The sequence below is a fragment of the Micromonospora sp. NPDC005172 genome (genome assembly GCF_040608555.1).
GTDB lineage: Bacteria > Actinomycetota > Actinomycetes > Mycobacteriales > Micromonosporaceae > Micromonospora.
This window is the reverse complement of sequence record NZ_JBEXIL010000001.1, coordinates 331,248-348,893: the sequence shown is the minus strand read 5'-3', so window position 1 is coordinate 348,893 and position 17,646 is coordinate 331,248. Positions and strand designations below refer to the sequence as shown.

Sequence of the window (17,646 nt, the reverse complement as noted above, 5' to 3'; positions counted from 1 at the left end):
GCATGCTCCGCCGCCTCGCCCGAGGCGAACCCGCCACCCGCCAACAACGCCTCACCTTCGACACACCCGACTGACAGCAATGTGAAACGCCCTCTGAGGGGTCGGCTCGGGCGTCGAGGGCCGCCCGGTAGCGCTGAGTTTCGTGTCGCAGTCGTTGATGGTCGCGCGGGCGGCGGTGATGGTGGGGGATGGGTGGTCGCCCAGCTGGGCGTCTGCCATCGCGGTGATCGTGTTCTCGATGCGGTCAGGGTGGAACGCGGTGGCGAGCCAGGTGTCGACCGGATCGGTGAGGGTCTCCTCGCGGAGGTGGACGTTGCGGGGATGGGTGACGTCTTACACGCGGTGCAGTAGATCAGGCCGCGAAAGACGTACGGGTTGCGGGCGCGGCGTTGCCGTTGCGGCAGGTCCAGACCCAACCGGTGTCGAGCGAGCAGCGTCTGCGCCTGTTCGAAGGTGGCCTCATCGATGATCGGTGGGTGGGTGATCTCGTTGGAGACCACCCACTTGTCCCGCGGGTTCCACCGCATGACACCGGTGTGACCGAGCGGAACGTCGTCGACGTCCAAGAGGACCGTCTCGGCGACTCGCGGATACGCAAACACGGCGGCACAAACTCCGCGACTGTCTTCGAGCACACCCAAGCCTGGCTCCGAAACGACGACAACGCGATACTCCGAGACATCCTCGGCCGGCCCTCCCGCGGCTGGACACCTTGCCAAGTGAGGCACTGTCCCAACTGCTCCACTACGGCCGCAACGGCCGGTACGAGCTGTCGTACTTCGAGGTCGGTGACACGCCGGGACGGAACGCCGATCGGGCGGGAAGTCAGGCCAAACTGACTAGCGTGCCCCTCGGCATCACCGCGGAACTGTTCGACGGCAACGGTTTCGACGGCGACGCGTGGTTCACCATCCCCGAAGGGCTCACCATGGTGGACGACGCTGACCCCGGCCGCTCGGGTCGGCCGGCCGACGTATGGGAGAACATCCTCTGGAAATCGGGCCCACCGACGCCTCGCGAACACTGATGCACCTCATGCAGGACGACGCCGTCGCCCGCTGGCCGTACGGCTTCACCCGGGTCTACGTCCTCTACACCAAGCCCCCGCTGGTCACTCAGCAATGTCGTAGCGGAGACCTTGCAGAACTAGCCGCCCAGCACCCGGGGCGCGGTCAGGGCCCGCACCGCTCTGGCCAACGCCTGCGCCCACTCTTGCTGCCCGGCCAGGGCCCTGCGCAGTTACGCCGCTGTCCCGCCCTGGCCGGCAGCATCCGCCGCCACGGCCAGCTCACCGAGGCCCTTGCCCAGCCCGATGACCGCGCTGCGCAGCACGGCGATGAGTGCGTCCGGCTCCCCGACCTCCACGTCGCCTTCGAGGAGCTTGGCGAGCCGGTGCGCTGCGTCCTGAAGAGACATAGCGTGGTCGGCGTACCCGGGAAAGTTGCGGATGAGGCTCATCGTGCCAGGACGGGGCTACGCGCGCCCGGGGCGATCCGGTAAGCCAGGTGTTCCTCAAGCTGATTCAAGCCCCAGAGAGGCCCGGAGTTTCCGGGCCTCTCTGCCTGTCCACCGCCGGCTCAGCCTCGTGCGCGGGCCGCCCGTTCGGTCGCCTCGTCCTCGGCGCAGGTCTTGTGGCAGGCCTGCCGTCCTGGTCCCGGGTTAAGGCGCCGGACTTGCAGATACGGCACGGCTGTCGGTCGCCGACGGCGCAGCCGCTCGTTCCGACGGCCAGTTGACCAGCCTAACCGCTGATTCCGGGCTGAGAACTACACCTGGGCTTTACGTCAGCGGTCACCCGGCCCGATCGACGGATCCGCGCTGATTGATCGGACCGGGCCCGAAAGGCGCGCTTTACGGGCTCAGGTTCAAGTGCCGAGCCCGCCCGCGCAGTACGCGGCGACGTACCCCTTGCGCCCCTTGTAGTTGACCGCAACCCAGGAGTTGTCGACCGGGTCGCTGCTCGTACAACGGTAGTTCTGCCCGACTTCTTCTCCGCAGCGATCCCAGACGGGCAACCGCGTGCCGGTGTACTTGACGATCAGCGAGGCAGTGGGAGACTTCGAGGTGCGTACGTTGTAGTACCCAAACCGATCCCACACATAGAGGTAGCAGGCTACGGCCGAGCGCGAGGAGTCTGCGGTAGCCGAGGCGTGCATGGCGCCTTGGTCAGCAGAGGCCGGTGAAACGCCTGCCAGCACGGTCCCGCCGGCGAGGATGGCTCCGGCGATCAAGCTGGTTACCCGTGGCATGACTTTCTTCATGGTTGCCCCCCCGGTGGTTACATGGTCTGGGAAAACGGTAGCTATCGAAGTACCTGAGTGGCCCGATCTGTCCGGCAGCCGGGTCAGCCCCGCAGCGGCGACAGCAGAGAGCTTGCGCTTCATACCCTTCTCCTCCTTGTGTGGTGTGCCTGGCACTTCTCTGATGTGGTAGCGGATTCCTGGTCGGAAACCGGCGGTTGCTGAGCATCCGACTGGGCCCTGGCCGACGCGGCCGGACGGCTGGGCAAACGCGTCGACGCTTTCGGCCCCGCTGTCGGACGCATCAATCTGGCGCTAAGCCTGACCTGCGGGTGGTAAGGCGGAACAGGGTCTGAGCTGTGCGGAACAGTTCCGCTCGCGTCGAATCGAGGGCTGCCTGCGGCTTGGTCCGTCGGGATGTTCCGAGGTGCGGGCCGTCCGATTTTCGGGAAGCCCCGAAGCCGCGCCAGTTCCTCCGCCGAAAACACATCCTGAGTCGCCACAAACTCACCACCCGAATTCCATCACCGGCGCCCGGGCCGGTCGCCGCGCTGCTGCTCGAGTACCTCGGCCAGCGCAGCAACATGGCCACCGCCACGAACCGCGAATCGCGCTGGCTCTTCCCGGGCCGCCGCGCCGGCCAACCACTGCGCTCCGACACACTGTCCGCGCTGGTCCACGGCCTCGGCGTCCCGGCGACCGCCTCTCGCGCGGCGGCGATCCGCCAGCACGTCCTCGACCTGCCCGCCCCGATCGTCGCCACCGCGCTCGGCTACCACCAGGTCACCACTGCCCGATTTGCTGCCGAATCCGGCACCACCTGGGCGAACTACGTCACACGCCGCGGCAAGTAGCTCATGCGATGATCGTGACCGAGCAGGGCTCAGGGCCAGGGCTGACCTCAAGCTCGAGAATGACTTCGGCGGCGGTGACGGTATCGGCCTCGAAACGCCCTCCATCGGCATCGCGGAACTCCACAACGGCCTGCAGCGCGGTGTTGATCCTGTGGTGCGTAACCTTCTGCTGTGGATCGACGGGGATGGTGGCTGGTCATTGCCGCCGCCAGTGTGTTGGCTCTGGTATCGCTTGCCTCAAATGTGACGACCCTGAACCAGCTCGAAGGCAAGGTGAACACGCTGCTGGTCGCTCGGCTGACCTTCAGCCAACTGGTCAATGCCGGTACGGTCTGGGCCGGGCTGGCGGTGGTATCCGGGTGGCTCGTCCGCCGCGCTGCCCCGGCTGTTGCCGCCGGAGTCGTCGCCCTGCTCACCGCTTGCATCGTGCACTACGGGGTGGGGACAGCCTTCGGAATGTTCGATCCAGATGTCTTTACGGCGAATTTGCACTGGCTCATGGCCGCGATGCTCGCTGGCGGACCACTCGGCCTGGTGGGCGCAATTGCTCGGCGGTTGGATCCGTGGGGGATGGCGGCCCGCCTTGCCGTCCCGGCCGGAGCCGTGCTCGAACCATTCGTCCTCGGTCGGTTCACCACTCCCGCGATCCTGCCCTGGCCGAACCGGGTGGCCGACTTCGTCAGCGGATCGGTGCTGTTGACGGCTGGAACGGCAGGATGCGTTTGGGTCCTCGGCCGGCGGGTGGAGACGGCGGAACGCGTTACATGAACGCCGAGCTCCCGCCGAGCTGTAAGCCCAGTTGTCGATGGTTGGAGACGTAGAAAGAGCCAGCGACCGCATCTACCCCTCAACTGTGATGGACCGCGGAAGCTCTGAAGTCGGTCCGGGACGATCCGGTGCGCGAGGTGAATCAGCGAAGCTTGCGGGTCAAGGCCGAGTGCGGCGGCGACGAGCTTCGGGTCGAGGGTTTTGACGAGGTCGCCTACGTCGCAGTGCCACCGCCGACCGCGAGATCCTCCGCAAGATGCCTTCTCGAAGATCCCGGCTCGACTACGACGAGTAGCTGAAGCGGGTTTCCGCGCCGAGAACTCGCGACAGTTGAATAGGCGCTCTCACCAGTAGGACGGGCCAACAACTCGCGCGGCAGCTTCAGCGAGAACCGACCTTCCGCCACTGACATCGGACCTCCTGTCGGAACGATTCAACACCGTGAGATCTTTCGGGATCCACGCTCATGGCGTGTTCCCGGCTGGATGTGGAGCCTTGCGCGTACGGATACCGGCCGCTGCTGCGGCCACGGTGAGCAGCAGGCAGGTGACGCCGATGCCGAGCAGCGGGAGCCATGGGATGGTGATGGGCACGGCGATGCCGACCAGGTCGGCGGTGATGGCGCGGCGTACGAGCCAGCCGAGCAGCACGGTGGTGGCACCGCCCAGGAGCAGGCCGGTGCCGCCGACGAGGGCGGCCTGCCAGATGGCAGCTCGCCGGACCTGATCGGGGGTCGCGCCGAGGAACTGAACCAGGTCGCGTTGCCGACGCCGCTGGGATCCGCCGATGAGGGTGGCGTTGACGATCGCGATGGCGGCGTAGAGGCCGGCCGGTCCGAGCAGGATGGTAAGGCCGAGCTTGTTGGCCTCGCGGGTCTGGGCCGTGGTGGCGTCGATCCAGTCGCCGGAGTCGAAGATCCGGCTGTGGGTGCCGGCGAGGGTGCGCTCAAGGGAGACGCGCGCCGCCGCAGCGTCGGCGCGCGGTAGGACGAAGACCGTCCCGGTGGCACGTTCGCTTGCGGGCGGGAGCAGGCCGGCCGGGATGAGGAGGTCGCCGTACAGGTCGGGTGCGTCGGGGATGACGGCGACGACCCGCAACGGGACCCGCTCGCTGGCGATCCAGACCGGCACAGTGCCGCCCAGGCCGATGCCGGCGTCGCTGGCCTCTGTGGCGGTGACCGCCACCACGCGTCCGTGGAAGTCGTCGAGAGTGCCGCGGGTGGCGGTCAGGCCCCGGGCGGCGGAGGCGGTGACGGGGTCGAGGATCTCGACCTGATCGCGCACGCCGGGACGGCCCTCCTCGTCACGCTGGAGCATGGCCTGCCGGCGTACGTCGGCGATCGCGACGGCCTTGTCGGACGCGACCGCCGCCGCTGTGGCCGGACTGGCCGCCTCGACGACGAGCGGTGCGCGCAGCCGGGCCCGATCCTGCGCGTTCGTCCAGTCGGCGGTGAAGCTGAGGGACAGCAGCAGCGACCCGGCGATGGCGGAGATGGCCACGACCGGGGCGGCGACCGCGGCGGTGGTGCGGGCGGCCGCACGTACCTCGTCGCGGGCAATCCGGGCCGTGACGTCCCGGGCGACGAACGGGCGGGCGAGCAGGGCGGCGAGCCGCGGAATGAGGGCGTAGCCGATGCTCATCAGGCCAATCACGACCACCTCTGGCAGCAGGATGGAGGCGACCAGGGCGAACAGCGGCGGCATGTCGGCGGCGACGACAACCACCAGGCCACCGAAAGACAGCGTCGCGACGGCGAGCTGGAGAATGCTCGGCCGGGTTCGCTCGATCGTGGCCTCCCGCAGGGCGGCGCTCGGGGCGATCCGGGCGGCGCGGCGTGAGGATCGCCAGACCCCGAGAAGCGCGATCACCGCACCGGTGGGCACGGCGACCGCCCAGGCGATCCACGGGCGCGGTGCCCGAAGGTCGAGCGTGGTGATCCCGATGGCCTCCACCAGCCAGAGAACGGCGGGGGTCAGCGCCGTGCCGAGCAGACCGCCAACCGTGGTGGCCGCGGCCGCGACGACGAGGGACTCGCCCAGCAGAAGCCGGCGCACCTGCCCTGGCGTCGCGCCGACCAGGCGCAGCAGGCCGAGCTCGCGCCGGCGGCCGGCCACGACGAAGCCGAACGTGCTGCCGACCACGAACAGCGCCATGAACGCCGATACCGCCGACATCATCCCAAAAATCGCGGCCAGGTCGTCGAGTTGGGCGCGCTGGTCGGCGGTGACGCCGGGCCGGCCGCCGGTGGCGTCGACGCTCCCGATGAGGGTCACGGTAACGGCGATCAGGACGACGCCGAACAGCAGCGCGACGAAGGCGCCCAGGTAGCCGCGCCATGAGCTGCGCACGGTCTGCCGGCTCAAAGTCAGCATCATCGCTCCAGGTCGGTCATCGTCGCGGCGATCTGACCAGCGTCGGCGTCCGTGAGGCGACCGACGATCTGCCCGTCGGCGAGGAACAACACCGCGTCCGCGTACGAGGCAGCCAGTGGATCGTGGGTCACCATGACGACGCTCTGGCCGCCGTCGGCCAGCGAGCGCAGGAGTTCCAGCACGTCGCGTCCGGTGCCGCGGTCCAGGGCGCCGGTGGGTTCATCGGCGAACAGGACGTCGGGCCGACCGTGCAGCGCCCGAGCGATCGCGACCCGCTGTTGCTGGCCGCCGGACAGCTCCGATGGCCGGCGCCCGGCCTGTTCGGCAAGGCCGACGTGAGCCAGGGCGGTCTGCACGGCTGCCGGGTCGACACGGCGTCCGGCCAGGCGGGCGGGAAGCGCGACGTTTTCGAACGCAGTGAGCGCGTCGAGAAGGTTGTAGGACTGGAAGACGAACGCCATCGACGTGCGCCGGAAGCGGGTCAGCGCGGTCTCGCCCAGCTTGTCGAGCTGAGTGTCGCCGACGAGCACCCGCCCGCCGGTCGGCCGGTCGAGGCCCGCGGCGAGCTGCAGCAGCGTGGATTTTCCGGAGCCGGACGGTCCCATGATCGCGGTGAACGTGCCGCGTTGGAACACATGGGTGACGCCGCGCAGCGCCTGCACCGTGCCGGCGCGCGAGCGGTAGGTGCGGGTGAGGCCGTCGAGCGTGACGGCCGCCGGGGATGCCTGGTTCATGCCCTCACTGTGCCGGCCGGCGCGGCCCACCACACGGGCTTGGACGCGACTTCGGGGTAGCGCGCACGCTACCCCGCCCGGCCGGCGCGAACCGTAGGGTTGGGCAGGTGAATGATGCCTGGACAGCCGTGCGGGGACGCCCCACGCGGTTCCTGGCGTCGGTGTGGCCGTGGCGTTCACTCGCGTACGTGGCCAGCACCGTGCCCATCGGTCTCGGTTGGCTGATCCTCCTGCTCGTGGTGCTCACGGTGGGCGTGGCCACGATCGTGGTGATCGCAGGACTGTTCGTGCTTGCCGGCCTTCCGACGCTCGCGCACCTCGCCGCCGCTGGCGAGCGGCACCGGCTCCGGCTGATCTTCCCCGGGCGGCCGGTGAGCCGGTTACCCGCTCCGCGCGATCGGGACCACGGCCGCGTGGCCTGGCCGGAGACGGGCGTCACGGTCCTGCTGGTGACGCTGTTCTGGCTCGTGGACGCCGTGGTGGTCGTGCTGCTGACGGCCCCGGTCCTGCTGATCCTCGCTCCGGTGCTGGTCCGTCACGACGTGGTCGAGGTCGCCGGCTGGCGGGTGGACGACACCGGTGAGGCGTGGTTGGCGGTGCCCGCCGGCATCCTCACACTCGTGCTGCTGGCGTACGCGGTCACCGCGCTGGCCTGCGGCCAGGCGGCCCTGGTGCGGCACCTGCTGGACCCGCCCGAAGCCCAACTGGCCGAAGCGGTCCAGCAGCTACGCCGCTCCCGAAGCGGGCTGGTCGACGCGTTCGAAATCGAACGTCGCCGGATCGAGCGCGACCTGCACGACGGCGTCCAACAGCGCCTCGTCGCGCTGACCATGACACTGGGCAGCGCCGAACTGGACCTGACCGACGGTCCCGGCCTCAATCTCGTGCGCGAGGCCCATCAGCAGGCCGAGCAGGCCCTCGCCGACCTGCGCACCACGATCCGGGGCATCCACCCCCAGGTACTGACCGACCATGGTCTCGCCGCGGCCGTGCACGAGATCGCCGATCGGTCACCGGTCCCGGTCCACCTCGATCTCGCCCTCGACGGCCGGCTCCCCCCGGCCATCGAGGCCGCGGCCTACTTCTTCGTCAGCGAAAACCTCACCAACGTCGCCCGCCACGCCCGGGCCCGATCGGCGCAGGTGCACGCCTGGACCGAGGACCACGCGCTGATCGTCTCGGTGGTCGACGACGGCGTCGGCGGCGCTGACCCGCAGGCCGGCACCGGCCTCGCCGGACTGCGCGCCCGGCTCGACGCCCTCGACGGCGACCTGCACATCACCAGCCCCGTCGGCGGCCCGACCCAGGTGAGGATGAGGTGCCCAATCCAGTGACGCCGCTGCCGAAGGCACTGCGCATCGTGGTCGCCGAGGACGCGGCCCTGCTCCGCGAAGGGTTGGTGCGAATCCTCGAACGCGCTGGCCACGACATCGTCGCGGCGGTCGCAGACGCGCCGGCTCTGCTCACGTACGCGGCCAACTGCCGCCCCGACCTCGTCGTCACCGACATTCGCATGCCACCCACCCACACCGACGAGGGCCTGCGCGCGGCGGCCACCATCCGAGCCGCCCATCCCGGCATCGCGATCCTGCTGCTGTCCGCCTACGTCGCCGACGCCTACGTCGGCGAGCTGCTCGACTCCGCCCCCGGCGGCGGCATCGGCTATCTGCTCAAGGACCGGGTCGGCCACGTACGCGACTTCCTCGACAGCGTCGACCGTGTCGCCTCGGGCGGCACGGTCATCGACGCCGAGGTCGTCCGTCAGCTCGTCGTCCGCCGGCACACCGACGGTCCCCTCGCCAGCCTCACCGAACGCGAACGGGAGGTGCTGGCGCTCATGGCCGAAGGCCACACCAACCACGCGATTGCCGGCAAGCTGTTCGTCAGCGAGGCCGCGGTGCGCAAGCACATCGGCAACATCTTCGCCAAGCTTCCGCTCGACCCGCACTCGGACCGCCGGGTGTCGGCCGTTCTCACCTATCTTCGCGGCTGACCGAACGGAATCGATCACGCCTGTCAGGCATGCCATCGGATCGGCGGCTACCACGCCCACATCAGCGGCCATGTTTCGATGGGCCGCTCTCGGCGGCATGCTGCGCTCTCATTCGAGGCAAACCCGCGCCAACAGCGTTGCACCGTCAACACAGCCGATTGACACAAATGCGAAAGGCGCTCTCAGTGTGCTGACGGTGCTCACGGTGCCTTCCGCGGTCGGATAACTCGCGGCTGAACGCACGGAGTTGGCACCTCATAATGCCGCGACTGCGAATACGCACATGCCCTCCTCGCTCGGACGTGTGGTGATAGAGAGACTGCCGTTCGGACATCCTCCATGCTGAAGGGGAGTTGGTCGCAATGCGAGCAATCAGCGACGAATTCTTCTTGACTATGGCAGAAGTGTCTGGTGCTCTTGTCGGCACACTTCTTGTCGGAGTCTTCTTCTACCTCGACTCCGACCTGCACAGGACCCGCCGGGGTTCAGCTGCAGCCGACCGCTACATGCGCTCGGGGGTGCGGTGGATCTTCTTGGTCTCGGCCATCCCGCTCATCGTGTCCCTCACGCTCGCTGGCCTGGAGCCGATCTGGGGTGCTCTTACTTTCCTCGCGCTCTCTGTCGTGCTGGTCGCCTCAACTGCCGACACGACCTATCGCACAGTCGCTCGTGGCAGCTTCGCCATATCGACCGCAGCGCGGCGGCGATGCCGAGCCGCTGGCCCATGCCGAGGGAGAAGGCGCCGACCCGTTTGTGGGCGACGGCCGAGAGACCGACCAGGTCGAGCACCTCGTCGACGCGGGAGCGCCGAATGCCGTTCGCGCGGGCCATGGCCAGCAGGTGGCTGACCGCAGTGCGCCCCGGGTGCACGGCCTTGGCTTCGAGCAACACGCCGATCTCGTGCAGTGGCGCTGTCGACGACGCGTAGGGCTCGCCGTTGACCAGCACGTCGCCCGAGGTCGGCGCGTCGAGACCGACGATCATCCGCATGGTCGTCGACTTGCCGGCACCGTTGGGGCCGAGGAAGCCGGTGACCTGTCCGGGCTTCGCCGTGAACGACAGGTGGTCGACGACCGTCTTCGCGCCGTACCGCTTGGTTACTTCACGTACCTGAATCATGCTCACCACGCTAGGTTCGGGCACAGCCCTCATCGTGGTACCGCGGTCGACTCTTTCGGCCCGCCGTTGGTACTCAGGTTCTACCGGCCATCGCTCGGCGAGCGAGAATTCCCAGTTCGACGACTGGCCGACCACACCGACCCGCCCAGGGGGCTATGCGGTCGACGGGGTGATGAGCTCATTGGCGACCCAACGCGCGACACCAGCCGGGTAGGGCGCCGGCAGTGTGAGCACGATGTGTCCGATGCCGGCGCCGATCGCCCTGTCGATGGCGTCGCGGGTGAGCCGGGGCTGGTCGTAGGAGACAGGCAGGTTGATCGAGTGGGTGATCGACGCCGGGTCGCGGCCGATCGCCGCGCAGTAGCGTTCCAGCAGGGCACCGCGGCTGACGGCGGCGTCGACGTCGCCGCTGGCGATGTTCCAGATGTCCGCGTGCTCGGCGACCACCCGCAACGTGGCGGCGGAGCGGCCACCGATCACGATCGGCGGATGCGGGCGCTGCACGGGTTTGGGGCTGGCAAACGCTCCGGTGAGGTCGACGTACGTGCCGTGGAAGTCGAACGGGTCGTTGCTGGTCCAGAGCCGCCGGATGACCGTGAGCGCCTCGGCGAGGCTGCCCACGGCGTCGGCCGTGTCGGCGAAGGGCAGGCCGTGCGCGGCGTACTCCCGCCGCGCGAGGGGATGATCGGGCCGCGACCCGACGCCGATGCCGAAGTCGAGGCGCCCGCCGGAGACGATGTCGACGACCGTGGCGATCTTGGCGAGCATCGCGGGAGGCCGGAAGCGGTTGCTGGTCACCATGACGCCCAGGCGCAGCCGCTCGGTCTGCGCGGCGAGGGCGGAGAGCAGGGTCCAGCCTTCGTACGCCGGTCCGCCCGGGTCTCCACCGATGGGCATGAGGTGGTCGAACAGCCATGCGTGCTCGATCTCAGCGATGGCGTCCGCTTCACGCCACACCCGCAGGATGTCGTGGTAGTCGACCTGCATCGGGGCGGTCATGAGCCCGAAACTGGGCGATGGCTTGCTTGGCATGGGTCTGTTCCTGCTTTCGGCGCGAGCCTGGAAGGTCTGGCTGTGTGACCAGGCGGACGCGCAGGCGCACGTCCGTCTGTCGCCGCCTGGTCAGTGACGTGCCGAGTGATCAGCGGCGGCGCAGCGCCGGATCGAGCAGAGCGGGCGGGGTGTCGTTCTTCTCGTGGGCGGCCAGGTCGACGCCGGGAGCCACAATCGTGTCGATCGCGTCCAGCACGTCGGCCGAGAGCACCGTGTCCGCGGCGGCGAGCTGCGAGCTGAGGTGGTCCATCGTGCGGGGGCCGATGATCGCGCTGGTCACGCCCGGGTGCGCGGTGACGAAGCCGAGCGCGAGCTGGATCATGCTGAGGCCAGCCTCGTCGGCAACCTTGGCGAGCTGCTCGACGGCGTCGAGCTTGGCGCGGTTGGCGGGGATGCTGACGTCGAAGCGTTGCTGCATGAAGCCCGCGCGGTTCGTGCTGATTCCCTGTCCGGCGCGGATCGCCCCGGAGAGCCAGCCCGACGCCAGCGGGCTCCAGGCCAGTACGCCCATGCCGTACTCCTGCGTCGCGGGCAGTACGTGGGTCTCGATGCCACGCTGCAGGATCGAGTAGTTCGGCTGCTCGGTCACATAGCGGCTCAACCGCCCCTCGCGCGCGGCCCACTGCGCCTGCACGACGCGGTAGGCCGGGAAGGTCGAGGAGCCGAAGTAGCGGATCTTGCCCGCGCGCTGCAGGTCCGTCAGCGCCGACAGCGTCTCGTCGTCGCTGGTCGTCGGATCCCACCGGTGCATCTGGTAGAGGTCGACGTGGTCGACGCCGAGGCGGCGCAGGCTGTTCTCCAGCGCGGTGACCAGCCACCGGCGTGAGCCGCCCCGCTGGTTGCGCTCGTCCCCCATGGGCAGGGTCGCCTTGGTGGCCAGGACGACGTCGTCGCGGCGTCCGGCGATGGCCCTACCGACCATCTCCTCGGACTGGCCGCCGCTGTAGGCGTCGGCGGTGTCGATGAGGTTGATTCCCGCATCGAGCGCGCCGTCGACGATGGCGGTGGCGTCCTCCTGGGTGGTATTGCCGATCTTGCCGAAGTTCATCGCGCCAAGTACGAGGGTGCTGACCTGCACACCAGTGCGACCCAAGGTGCGGTACTGCATGACTGTCTCTCCTTCAGACGTCCGGCGGTCCACGGTTTGGTGGCGACCCGCCGGCTGATTATGCTGGGTAAGCGGAGCAATGTTCCGGTACGAACGATACGGAACCACGTTCCGTTTACCAAGTGGAGTGACGGAGGTAACGCGACGTGGCCGACATCGACAGCGGTTCGGAGCAGCTGGTGCCGCGCAAGCGGGCCGACGCCCGGCGCAACGAGAAAGCCCTGCTCGACGCTGCCGCCGCAGCGTTCGTCACCTCCGGCGTCGACGTACCCGTGCGGAACATCGCCGTCCGGGCGGGCGTCGGCGTGGGAACGATCTACCGCCATTTCCCCACCCGAGCCGACCTCATCGTCGCCGTCTACCGACACCAGATCGAGGCGTGCGCCGAGGCAGGACCGGCCCTGCTGGCCGACAGTGACACGCCGCACGCCGCCCTGGCGCAGTGGATCGACTTGTTCGTCGACTTCCTGGTCACCAAGCACGGTCTGGCCGCAGCGCTACAGTCCGACGACGCCGCCTTCCAGGCCCTGCACGCCTACTTTCTCGACCGGCTCGTCCCGGTCTGCGACCAGCTCCTCGACGCCGCCGTCGCCGCCGACGAGATCCGCCCCGATATGGATGCCTACGGACTGCTGCGCGGTGTCGGCAATCTCTGCATCGGCGCGGGCAGCGATCCCCTCTACGACGCACGCCGCCTGGTCGACCTCCTCGTCGCCGGGCTTCGCGTCCGCTAATGCGGCGTCCACGAACGTCCACCGCGTGTTCGGTGGCCGTTGTGGATCCTCGCCTCGTGGGCGAACGACTCCCCTCCGGGCGGCGGGGCGGGCCACCTCATCCTCGCGGCGCGCGTGGAGGGCTGGAATCACGTCGGGACCGGCCGGCACCGGAAGGGTGCCGGCCGGCTCGACGGTGGGTGATCACCTCCGACAGCACACCGGCTACCCGATCGACACCAGCGAGTTCCTGGTCGCCGTCGCGGCGAGCCTCGGCTTCCTCCTCGGTATCGGTGCGGAGAACGTCAACTTCGGCTGGGTTGCCGCGCTGCTCGTCGGCGGGGGCTGAGCATCCACATTAGACATTGCTGCCGCAGCAGTGATCTAATTCGCGAGGATCGTCCATCTCCGGTCGGATTGTCCGACCGGGATCGAGAAGGAGTGTGCATGCCCGTCACCGCCGACTTCACCAAGCTGGTCGACAAGGCCTACCAGGACAAGTCCCTCACCGAGCTGGTCGACGCCCCGGTCGCGGCCCTCGCGGGGGTCAGCGACGGCGACGCCAAGCTCCTCAAGGACGCCTTCAACATCACCACCGTCGGCGACCTCGGACGCAACCCGTACTTCCGCACCGCCAGCGCACTGGTCGCGCTGACCGGCGGCACCAAGTAACACCCGTCACACCAGATGCCCGGTGGCCACGGCAACTCGTGGCCGCCGGGCATCTGCGCCCTCAGAACAGCCCGCGGACAGGTGCACCGCTACGCTGGTCTGCCGTAGTAGGCGCCGTTGACCGGCACCGACGAGGCGGGTGCTGCTGCTCACAGCATGTGGAAGTCGGCGAACTCGAAGCCCGGGCTCACCACGCAGCTGACGAGAACGTGCTGGTCGCCCGCCGGGCGCGCGGACTGCCACTGGCCCGCCGGCACCAGGATCTGCGGACACTCGGCACTCAGGATCGTCGGCTCGGAGTCCCTGCCGATGGTGAGCGCCAACGGGCCACCCGAGTGCCAGAACCAGATCTCGTCCGACCGCACGGTGTGCCAGGCCGACGTGTCACCCGGTGTCAGAAGGAAGAGGATCGCCGTCGCGGCGGCACGGCTGCCCGGGTAGCCGTCCGGCTCGAACGCGACAGCAGAGCGATAGGTCTCCCGGAACCAGCCACCTTCCGGATGCGGCTGCAGATCGAACTGCTCGGCAAGAGGCGGACGTGCGGTCATGGAGGCCACTGTAGTGACGTCACCGCGCTGCGGTCAGTGATCCGGTGCCGGCGGTGGTAGCCGCCAGGAGGGCGTGCGCGCCTCGATGTAAGGTCCTGCGCGTGACTGATCCACTCCTGCCGAGTGATCCAGTGGACCTGGGGGGCTACCGGTTACTCGGACGGCTCGGTCAGGGCGGTATGGGCGCGGTCTATCTCGGACAGGACGCCAACGGCCGGCGGGTCGCGGTCAAGATGATCCGGCCCGAGTACGCCGACGACACCGAGTTCCGCGGCCGGTTCCGCAGTGAGGTCAACCGGGCCCGGCAAGTCCCGCCGTTCTGCACGGCCGAGGTGCTCGACGCCGACCCCGACCATCCCACGCCCTACCTGGTGGTCGAGTACGTGGACGGGCCCAGCCTGGCCGAGGTGATCACCCGCAACGGCCCGCTGGGCGGGGGTAGCCTGCACAGCGTCGCGGTCGGGGTGGCGACAGCGCTGGCCGCCATCCACGGCGCCGGGGTGATCCACCGGGACCTCAAGCCGGCCAACGTGTTGTTCGCGCTGGGCACCCCCAAGGTCATCGACTTCGGCATCGCCCGGGCCTTCGAGGTGACCAGTCAGCACACCCGTACCGATCAGATGGTCGGGACGGTCGCCTACATGGCGCCGGAGCGCTTCGACACCGAACACCGTGCCCTGGTCGGCCCGGCCGCGGACGTGTTCGCCTGGGGCGCGGTCGTCACGTACGCCGGCACCGGGCGTACCCCGTTCCGGGCCGACTCGCCGGCGGCGACCGCGGCCCGGATCCTGACCCAGCCGCCGGAGCTTTCCGGGTTGCCGGACCGGTTGCGCGAGGTGGTGGCCCGCACGCTGGCCAAGGACCCGACGGAGCGGCCCACCGCGCACGAACTGCTCGACCTGCTGCTGGACCTGGATACCGACGTCAAGACCGAGCTGATCCGCCCGGAGCTGCTCCGGGCAGCCACGGCGGCCCGGAGGGCCAGCAGGTTCGGCTTCGGCCGCCGGCGGGCGGGCCGGGTGCGGCGGATGGTCCTGGCCGGTGGGGCAGTGCTGGCGCTGGGCGTGACCGGGGTCCTCACCACTCAGCTGCTGCCCGGGCTGGGAGTGGCCGGGAATGGGCAGGGCGGCACTCCGGTTCCGACGGGTGGCGCGGGCACACCCGGGCCGACCTCGTCGTCGAGCCGGGTCGCGGGACGTCCGGCGATCATCGACCGGCTGGACCGGCCTGGCCAGTGGACGGACAGCCGCGACGAGGCCGAGGGCCGGTGCGTCTTCGGCGACGGGCGGTTCGAGGCCCGGACCGGGATGTCGCCGGTGTACCGCTGCCACGGTCCGCAGGACTCCTTCAAGGATCAGACGGTCAGTGTCGACGCGACGCTCCTCACCCCGGGAGCGTGTGCGGCGATCTGGTTCCGGGTGGCCGGTGCGAACGCCTACCTGGTGTCGCTCTGCGAGACCGAGGTCCGACTGGGCGTGGACACCGACGACGGCGTCACCCAGGAGGCGCGGGCCGCAGTTGCCGGAGCCGTCCTGGGACATGCACGCCGGGTGGGAGTCGTCGTGCAGGGCGACACGGCGACCGTCGAGGTCGACGATGCGCCACTGATCACCACCACGCTCGGGCCGCCGTCCCTGACGGCCGGCCGGGTGACATTGGGCGTCATCGATGACGTCATCAGTGGCGACGCGCGCGCCGCGTTCGCCCGTGTGGAGGTCACGAAGCTGTGAGACACAAGCTGCTCGCCGCGCTGCTGTTGGTCGTGGTGATCGGCGGTTGCGGCACCGGCTCGCCGGACACCTCCTCCGCCGCCACCGCGTCACCGTCGGCCGTCTCGGGCCTCGGCGGGCCCGCGAGCGACCAGCCGGGCACCCCCACAGGTACGTCAAGCAGCGCAACCGTGCCGCAGCCCCGATTCGCCGACCTCACCCAGGGCAGCACCACGTCGGTGGTGACGCTGCACTCCTACGACCCGGCGAACGCATCCGCCGTCGTGGAACCGATCCTCTTCATGACCAGCGACGCGTACTGCCGGGCATTCAAGATCGAACGATCGGACGGCCGGTGTACGCACCTGGCGTACATCACGGAGGAGAGCCATACCAAGGTCACCGTACCGCTCGCCGACGACGTCGACTACTTCACGTGGGAGGACGCCCAGGGGGACGTGTGTATGGACGCCCCGGAGAAGGGGGGCACGTGTCCCATGACGGGCAAACAGTTCGCCGCGTGGTTCGCGTCCAACAAGGAGGCCATGGTCGCGGTCGCCACCGAGCTCGGCGTCATCACCCGCATGGCGATCGTCTACACGCCCTGATTGCTTCCCCGCTCCGGCGTTCGGAGGCGTGGGACGTGCGGCTCAGCCGGACTCGGACCCCTCGGCTGGCAGGTGCAGGTGTTGCAGGTCCTCCGGTACCGGTAGGTCCGGCCGGTAGATCAGCAGTGGGGGCTGGCTGTCGGTGTCGGCGCGGGCGGCGGGAGCGTCGGCGAGGGAGAACTGGTCGCGGAGTCGGCCGAAGAAGTCGTCGACGTCGGCGACGATGAGCTTCGCGCGGCGTCGGGCGGGGTAGACGGCGACCCAGTCGCCGGGGTCGAGGATTCCGTGTACGCGTCCGTCGACGACGACGGTGACCTGGCCCGAGCGAGGGAGCACCTGGACACCCACGGGTTCGTCCGGGGCGGTGACCATGCTTCGGTTGAACGCCATGTGCGGGGCGACCGGGGTGAAGACGAGGGCGTTGAGGCGCGGCGACAGGACCGGTCCGCCTGCGGCGAAGGAGTAGGCGGTGGAGCCGGTCGGTGAGGCGACCATGACGCCGTCGGCGGAGTAGGTGGCGAACAGCCGCCCGGACAGGTACACCGCCACGCTGGTCTGCCGGTCCCGGCCGAGCTTCTCGAACACGACGTCGTTGAGGCCGCTGAGGCCCAGCGGGACACCCCAGCCCACCTGGTCGGGCGTACCCCGTCGGGGGATGGGCGGGGCGGGCGCGGGACCGCGGCCGTAGCGCAGCAGGGTCCGAAGCTCCGGTGGGACCTGTAGCGGGCGCGACGCCCGCAGGGTGAGCAGCATGCGTTGCTGGATGGTTGCGCGGCCGGTCAGGGCGGCGCCCAGCACCCTCGGCAGGTCCGTCGCGGCGAACGGGGTGAGGAAGCCGACCCGGCCGGCCTTCACGCCGAGAACGGGTGCGTCGGCCTCGACCGCGACGGCGAGTCCGCGCAGGAGAGTGCCATCGCCGCCGATGGTGACGACGAGCTGCGGTCGCTGCGGCAGGTCGGCCAGCACATCGGCGGGGCTCTGCTCGTCCCGCCAGACGTCCAGGGTCCGCGCCGTGGCGCCGTGTTCGGCGCAGATCCGCGACACCAGGTCCGCCGTCTCGGCGGCCTGCGGCCTGGTCGGGTGTACGACGACGCCAACGAGCATCCGAATCACCACGTCCTCTTGGCTCCCGACGTCATCTGACGTGACCACTGC

19 protein-coding genes and 1 pseudogene are annotated in these 17,646 nt (G+C 69.4%); 10 read left to right on the top strand and 10 right to left on the bottom strand.

Annotated elements, in window-relative coordinates; all coding sequences use genetic code 11:
- Positions 1-712: 712 nt before the first annotated feature.
- Positions 713-1,027 carry a hypothetical protein gene (locus tag ABZV06_RS01305; RefSeq protein WP_355617652.1) on the top strand — a complete coding sequence of 105 codons (315 nt, stop codon included), beginning with the start codon at positions 713-715 and terminating at the stop codon, positions 1,025-1,027.
- Between the two features lie 212 nt (positions 1,028-1,239).
- On the opposite strand, the gene ABZV06_RS01300 is transcribed toward ABZV06_RS01305, so the two are convergent.
- Complete coding sequence (locus ABZV06_RS01300; protein ID WP_355617649.1) at positions 1,240-1,458, bottom strand: hypothetical protein; 219 nt, start codon at positions 1,456-1,458, stop codon at positions 1,240-1,242.
- A 407-nt stretch (positions 1,459-1,865) separates the two neighbouring features.
- A complete protein-coding gene (locus tag ABZV06_RS01295; protein WP_355617646.1) occupies positions 1,866-2,384 on the bottom strand; it encodes a hypothetical protein in 519 nt (172 codons plus the stop codon).
- 440 nt (positions 2,385-2,824) lie between these two features.
- Between ABZV06_RS01295 and ABZV06_RS01290 the strand changes: the two genes are divergently transcribed.
- Entirely contained in the window at positions 2,825-3,094 is a 270-nt protein-coding gene (locus tag ABZV06_RS01290) for a hypothetical protein (RefSeq protein ID WP_355617643.1), read from the top strand.
- Between the two features lies 1 nt (position 3,095).
- On the opposite strand, the gene ABZV06_RS01285 is transcribed toward ABZV06_RS01290, so the two are convergent.
- Positions 3,096-3,218, bottom strand: a complete 123-nt coding sequence (locus ABZV06_RS01285; RefSeq protein ID WP_355617640.1) for a hypothetical protein — start codon at positions 3,216-3,218, stop codon at positions 3,096-3,098.
- A gap of 47 nt (positions 3,219-3,265) precedes the next feature.
- Between ABZV06_RS01285 and ABZV06_RS01280 the strand changes: the two genes are divergently transcribed.
- Positions 3,266-3,862 carry a DUF6518 family protein gene (locus ABZV06_RS01280; protein WP_355617637.1) on the top strand — a complete coding sequence of 199 codons (597 nt, stop codon included), beginning with the start codon at positions 3,266-3,268 and terminating at the stop codon, positions 3,860-3,862.
- Positions 3,863-4,326: 464 nt separating this feature from the next.
- Here the strand turns inward: ABZV06_RS01280 and ABZV06_RS01275 are convergent, their stop codons facing one another.
- Positions 4,327-6,237: an FtsX-like permease family protein gene (locus tag ABZV06_RS01275; RefSeq protein WP_355617634.1), complete on the bottom strand. Its 1,911-nt coding sequence runs from the start codon at positions 6,235-6,237 to the stop codon at positions 4,327-4,329.
- Complete coding sequence (locus ABZV06_RS01270) at positions 6,234-6,968, bottom strand: ABC transporter ATP-binding protein (protein WP_355235833.1); 735 nt, start codon at positions 6,966-6,968, stop codon at positions 6,234-6,236. Before ABZV06_RS01270 ends, ABZV06_RS01275 begins: the two co-directional genes overlap by 4 nt.
- Positions 6,969-7,075: 107 nt before the next feature.
- Here ABZV06_RS01270 and ABZV06_RS01265 point away from each other — a divergent pair, with 107 nt between their 5' ends.
- Complete coding sequence (locus ABZV06_RS01265; RefSeq protein ID WP_355235836.1) at positions 7,076-8,302, top strand: histidine kinase; 1,227 nt, start codon at positions 7,076-7,078, stop codon at positions 8,300-8,302.
- A gap of 17 nt (positions 8,303-8,319) precedes the next feature.
- Complete coding sequence (locus ABZV06_RS01260; protein WP_355236336.1) at positions 8,320-8,961, top strand: response regulator transcription factor; 642 nt, start codon at positions 8,320-8,322, stop codon at positions 8,959-8,961.
- 693 nt (positions 8,962-9,654) lie between these two features.
- Here the strand turns inward: ABZV06_RS01260 and ABZV06_RS01255 are convergent.
- From ABZV06_RS01255 to ABZV06_RS01245, 3 genes and pseudogenes are all read right to left on the bottom strand, one after another.
- Positions 9,655-10,080: pseudogene (locus ABZV06_RS01255) on the bottom strand (ATP-binding cassette domain-containing protein); the annotation flags it as partial.
- A 153-nt stretch (positions 10,081-10,233) separates the two neighbouring features.
- Positions 10,234-11,079, bottom strand: coding sequence for an LLM class flavin-dependent oxidoreductase (locus ABZV06_RS01250; protein ID WP_355235839.1), 846 nt, complete (start codon positions 11,077-11,079; stop codon positions 10,234-10,236).
- A gap of 142 nt (positions 11,080-11,221) precedes the next feature.
- Entirely contained in the window at positions 11,222-12,241 is a 1,020-nt protein-coding gene (locus tag ABZV06_RS01245; RefSeq protein ID WP_355617631.1) for an aldo/keto reductase, read from the bottom strand.
- A 155-nt stretch (positions 12,242-12,396) separates the two neighbouring features.
- Here ABZV06_RS01245 and ABZV06_RS01240 point away from each other — a divergent pair, with 155 nt between their 5' ends.
- The 3 genes from ABZV06_RS01240 to ABZV06_RS01230 all read left to right on the top strand — a co-directional run bounded on the left by ABZV06_RS01240 (position 12,397) and on the right by ABZV06_RS01230 (position 13,626).
- Positions 12,397-12,975 carry a TetR/AcrR family transcriptional regulator gene (locus ABZV06_RS01240; protein WP_355617661.1) on the top strand — a complete coding sequence of 193 codons (579 nt, stop codon included), beginning with the start codon at positions 12,397-12,399 and terminating at the stop codon, positions 12,973-12,975.
- Between the two features lie 175 nt (positions 12,976-13,150).
- Positions 13,151-13,303, top strand: coding sequence for a hypothetical protein (locus tag ABZV06_RS01235; protein ID WP_355617628.1), 153 nt, complete (start codon positions 13,151-13,153; stop codon positions 13,301-13,303).
- 98 nt (positions 13,304-13,401) lie between these two features.
- The gene (locus ABZV06_RS01230) at positions 13,402-13,626 is read left to right on the top strand and encodes a hypothetical protein (protein ID WP_327034932.1); all 225 of its coding nucleotides are present in this window, start codon (positions 13,402-13,404) and stop codon (positions 13,624-13,626) included.
- 149 nt (positions 13,627-13,775) lie between these two features.
- On the opposite strand, the gene ABZV06_RS01225 is transcribed toward ABZV06_RS01230, so the two are convergent.
- Positions 13,776-14,174, bottom strand: coding sequence for a cupin domain-containing protein (locus ABZV06_RS01225; protein WP_355235845.1), 399 nt, complete (start codon positions 14,172-14,174; stop codon positions 13,776-13,778).
- A 101-nt stretch (positions 14,175-14,275) separates the two neighbouring features.
- Here ABZV06_RS01225 and ABZV06_RS01220 point away from each other — a divergent pair, with 101 nt between their 5' ends.
- Both ABZV06_RS01220 and ABZV06_RS01215 read left to right on the top strand, forming a co-directional pair.
- A complete protein-coding gene (locus ABZV06_RS01220) occupies positions 14,276-15,904 on the top strand; it encodes a serine/threonine-protein kinase (RefSeq protein WP_355617625.1) in 1,629 nt (542 codons plus the stop codon).
- Entirely contained in the window at positions 15,901-16,491 is a 591-nt protein-coding gene (locus ABZV06_RS01215; protein ID WP_355235851.1) for a hypothetical protein, read from the top strand. The genes ABZV06_RS01220 and ABZV06_RS01215 overlap by 4 nt, the downstream gene beginning before the upstream one ends.
- Before the next feature lie 42 nt (positions 16,492-16,533).
- Here the strand turns inward: ABZV06_RS01215 and ABZV06_RS01210 are convergent, their stop codons facing one another.
- Positions 16,534-17,595 carry an NAD(+)/NADH kinase gene (locus ABZV06_RS01210; protein ID WP_355617622.1) on the bottom strand — a complete coding sequence of 354 codons (1,062 nt, stop codon included), beginning with the start codon at positions 17,593-17,595 and terminating at the stop codon, positions 16,534-16,536.
- Positions 17,596-17,646 lie beyond the last annotated feature (51 nt).